The organism is Hymenobacter rigui (assembly GCF_003944715.1).
Lineage (GTDB): Bacteria > Bacteroidota > Bacteroidia > Cytophagales > Hymenobacteraceae > Hymenobacter > Hymenobacter rigui.
The window spans coordinates 1-3,455 of sequence record NZ_RWIT01000030.1 but is presented as its reverse complement, the minus strand read 5'-3'; the positions used below and the strand labels follow the sequence as shown (position 1 = coordinate 3,455).

General features: G+C 54.0%; 2 rRNA genes. Both read left to right on the top strand.

From position 1 onward, the window contains the following. Positions 1 to 196: 196 nt before the first annotated feature. A 23S ribosomal RNA gene (locus EI291_RS22490) occupies positions 197 to 3,102 on the top strand. A 102-nt stretch (positions 3,103 to 3,204) separates the two neighbouring features. Beyond that, positions 3,205 to 3,316 (top strand): 5S ribosomal RNA (gene rrf, locus EI291_RS22485). The last annotated feature ends 139 nt before the right edge of the window (positions 3,317 to 3,455 follow it).

The following is a 3,455-nucleotide window of genomic DNA, read 5'->3' as shown; positions in this document are numbered from 1 at the left end:
CCCCCCCCATGATTTTCGTTGATCATCTGTATTCTTACCGAATACGTCTTTTCCATCATTCGCATTGTCCTCCAACAGGGAGTGGCAGACGTTCTTTGACATAGAGGAAAACAGAGAAAAAGAAAGAGAACACAAACTGTGTGATTAACCTATGGTTAGTCACCCGGAGCCGGCCTTGTCCACGGACGAGGCCTCTACAGAAGTAGAAAAGGGCACACGGGGGATGCCTAGGCTCTCAGAGGCGATGAAGGACGTGATAAGCTGCGAAAAGCTACGGGGATGGGCACATACCAGGTGATCCGTAGATATCCGAATGGGGCAACCCCCTACTTTGAAGAAGTAGGATCTTTTATCTATAGGATAGGAGAGGCAAACCCGGGGAACTGAAACATCTAAGTACCCGGAGGAACAGAAAATAACATATGATTCCCCCAGTAGTGGCGAGCGAACGGGGAGGAGCCCAAACCGGGTTGGTTACGGCCAGTCCGGGGTTGTAGGACCTCAACATCTGATTATAGTACTTTAGCCGAACGACGTGGGAAAGTCGATCAAAGAGGGTGAGAATCCCGTAGGCGAGCTGGTACTATACGGTAGAGGATTCCTGAGTAGGGCGGGGCCGGAGAAACCCCGTCTGAATCCAGCGGCACCATCCGCTAAGGCTACATACTCCTGAGAGACCGATAGTGAACTAGTACCGTGAGGGAAAGGTGAAAAGAACCGGGAATACCGGAGTGAAAAGAACCTGAAACCGTGTGCTTACAAGCAGTTAGAGCCTTTTAGTGGGGTGATAGCGTGCCTTTTGCATAATGAGCCTACGAGTTACTCCTCTCTGGCAAGGTTAAATGTGTGAACACATGGAGCCGCAGCGAAAGCGAGTCTGAATAGGGCGCAGAGTCAGAGGGGGTAGACGCGAAACTTTGTGATCTACCCTTGAGCAGGTTGAAGGTTGGGTAACACCAACTGGAGGACCGAACCAGTTTCCGTTGAAAAGGATTTGGATGACTTGAGGGTAGGGGTGAAAGGCCAATCAAACTGAGAAATAGCTCGTACTCCCCGAAATGTATTTAGGTACAGCGTCGAGGTGGAGTCAGCGGGAGGTAGAGCTACCGATAGGACTAGGGGGTGTCACAGCCTACCGAATCCTGACGAACTCCGAATGCCCGTTGATATACTCGGCAGTGAGGCTTGGGGTGCTAAGGTCCCAGGCCGAGAGGGAAAGAACCCAGACCATCCGCTAAGGTCCCTAAATTCGGACTAAGTTGAACAAAGGAGGTCCACTTGCTTTGACAGCCAGGAGGTTGGCTTGGAAGCAGCCATTCCTTTAAAGAGTGCGTAACAGCTCACTGGTCGAGCGAGAGGGCATCGATAATACACGGGCATCAAGTCCGGTACCGAAGCGATGGATTTGCACTATGTGCAAGTGGTAGGGGAGCATTCTAGTCAGCGGTGAAGGTGAGTCGTCAGGCTTGCTGGAGCGGCTAGAAAAGCAAATGTAGGCATGAGTAACGATAAGGCGGGTGAGAAACCCGCCCCCCGATAGACTAAGGTTTCCTGCTCAACGCTAATCGGAGCAGGGTTAGTCGGGACCTAAGGCTAGGCCGAGAGGCTACGTCGATGGACAGCTGGTTGATATTCCAGCACCTAGGATTTGGAGTGATGCAGTGACGCAGAAGTGAAAGCACCGCGGGCGGACGGAAGTGCCCGTTAAAGCGTGTAGGTATAAGGAGGGTAGTCAAGTACGCCCATCTTGCTGAAACGTGATAGTACCTAGCGGCCTCGGCCAATGGGATAGTGTGCCTAATCAGACTGCCAAGAAAACCTGCTAAGCGTTTACTGAATTCTAGCCCGTACCGCAAACCGACACAGGTAGTCAAGGAGAGTATCCTGAGGGGCTCGAGTGAATCATGGCCAAGGAACTCGGCAAAATGGTCCTGTAACTTCGGGAGAAGGGACGCTTCCTCACAGCAATGTGAGAAGCCGCAGTGAAAAGGCCCAGGCGACTGTTTAACAAAAACACATGGCTTTGCGAACGCGTAAGCGGAAGTATAAGGCCTGACACCTGCCCGGTGCCGGAAGGTTAAGAGGGGAACTTAGCGCAAGCGAAGGTTTGAATCGAAGCCCCGGTAAACGGCGGCCGTAACTATAACGGTCCTAAGGTAGCGAAATTCCTTGTCGGGTAAGTTCCGACCTGCACGAATGGTGTAACGATCTGGGCGCTGTCTCAGCCATGAGCTCGGTGAAATTGTAGTCTCGGTGAAGATGCCGAGTACCCGCCACGGGACGGAAAGACCCCGTGCACCTTTACTATAGGTTGACATTGCTGCTGGACAACACATGTGTAGGATAGGTGGGAGACTATGAGCCAGGGCCGCCAGGTCTTGGGGAGTCAACGTTGAAATACCACCCTTGTGTTGTTTGGCACCTAATCTGGCAACGGAGACAGTGTCTGCTGGGTAGTTTGACTGGGGTGGTCGCCTCCAAAAAAGTATCGGAGGCTTTCAAAGGTCTGCTCAATCCGCTTGGTAACCGGATGTAGAGCGCAATAGCAGAAGCAGGCTTGACTGTGAGGCCTACAAGCCGAGCAGGGTCGAAAGACGGATATAGTGATCCGGTGGTTCCGCATGGAAGGGCCATCGCTCAAAGGATAAAAGGTACGCCGGGGATAACAGGCTGATCTCCCCCAAGAGCTCATATCGACGGGGAGGTTTGGCACCTCGATGTCGGCTCGTCACGTCCTGGGGCTGGAGAAGGTCCCAAGGGTTCGGCTGTTCGCCGATTAAAGTGGCACGCGAGCTGGGTTCAGAACGTCGTGAGACAGTTCGGTCCCTATCTGTGGTGGGCGTGGGATATTTGACAGGACCTGACTTTAGTACGAGAGGACCGAGTTGGACCAGCCGCTCGTGCACCGGTTGTGACGCCAGTTGCAGCGCCGGGTAGCGACGCTGGGATGAGATAAGCGCTGAAAGCATCTAAGTGCGAAACTCACCTGAAGATGAGATATCCGATTGAAGAGTCGTCCGAGACCAGGACGTTGATAGGCCCTAGGTGTAGAGTCCGAAATGGCACAGCCGAGGGGTACTAAGGACTCGAACACTTCTGTACAGCAGACGCTCATTAGCGTGGCTCTTTCTTCTTCTCTGCCTCTATGTCGAATACGACAGCCGCTGGGTGTGCGAACACGCATCCAGGTCCGGCTGACTTGATAATGGTGGCTTTAGCCCGGGTGTTCACCTCTTCCCATTCCGAACAGAGTCGTTAAGCCCCGGAGCGCCTATGGTACTGCCTTCACCGGCGGGAGAGTCGGTCGCCGCCAACCTTATCATCCACCACGCCCCGCGGCGTTCCCCTCATCCGGGAATGCGCGGGGCGTGTTGCGTTTGGGGCTCTTCCCTTACCCCCCCGGTGGTACGGTCGCCGCGCGCCTGGCCGCTTGCTGTCTACGACCACCCGCGTAG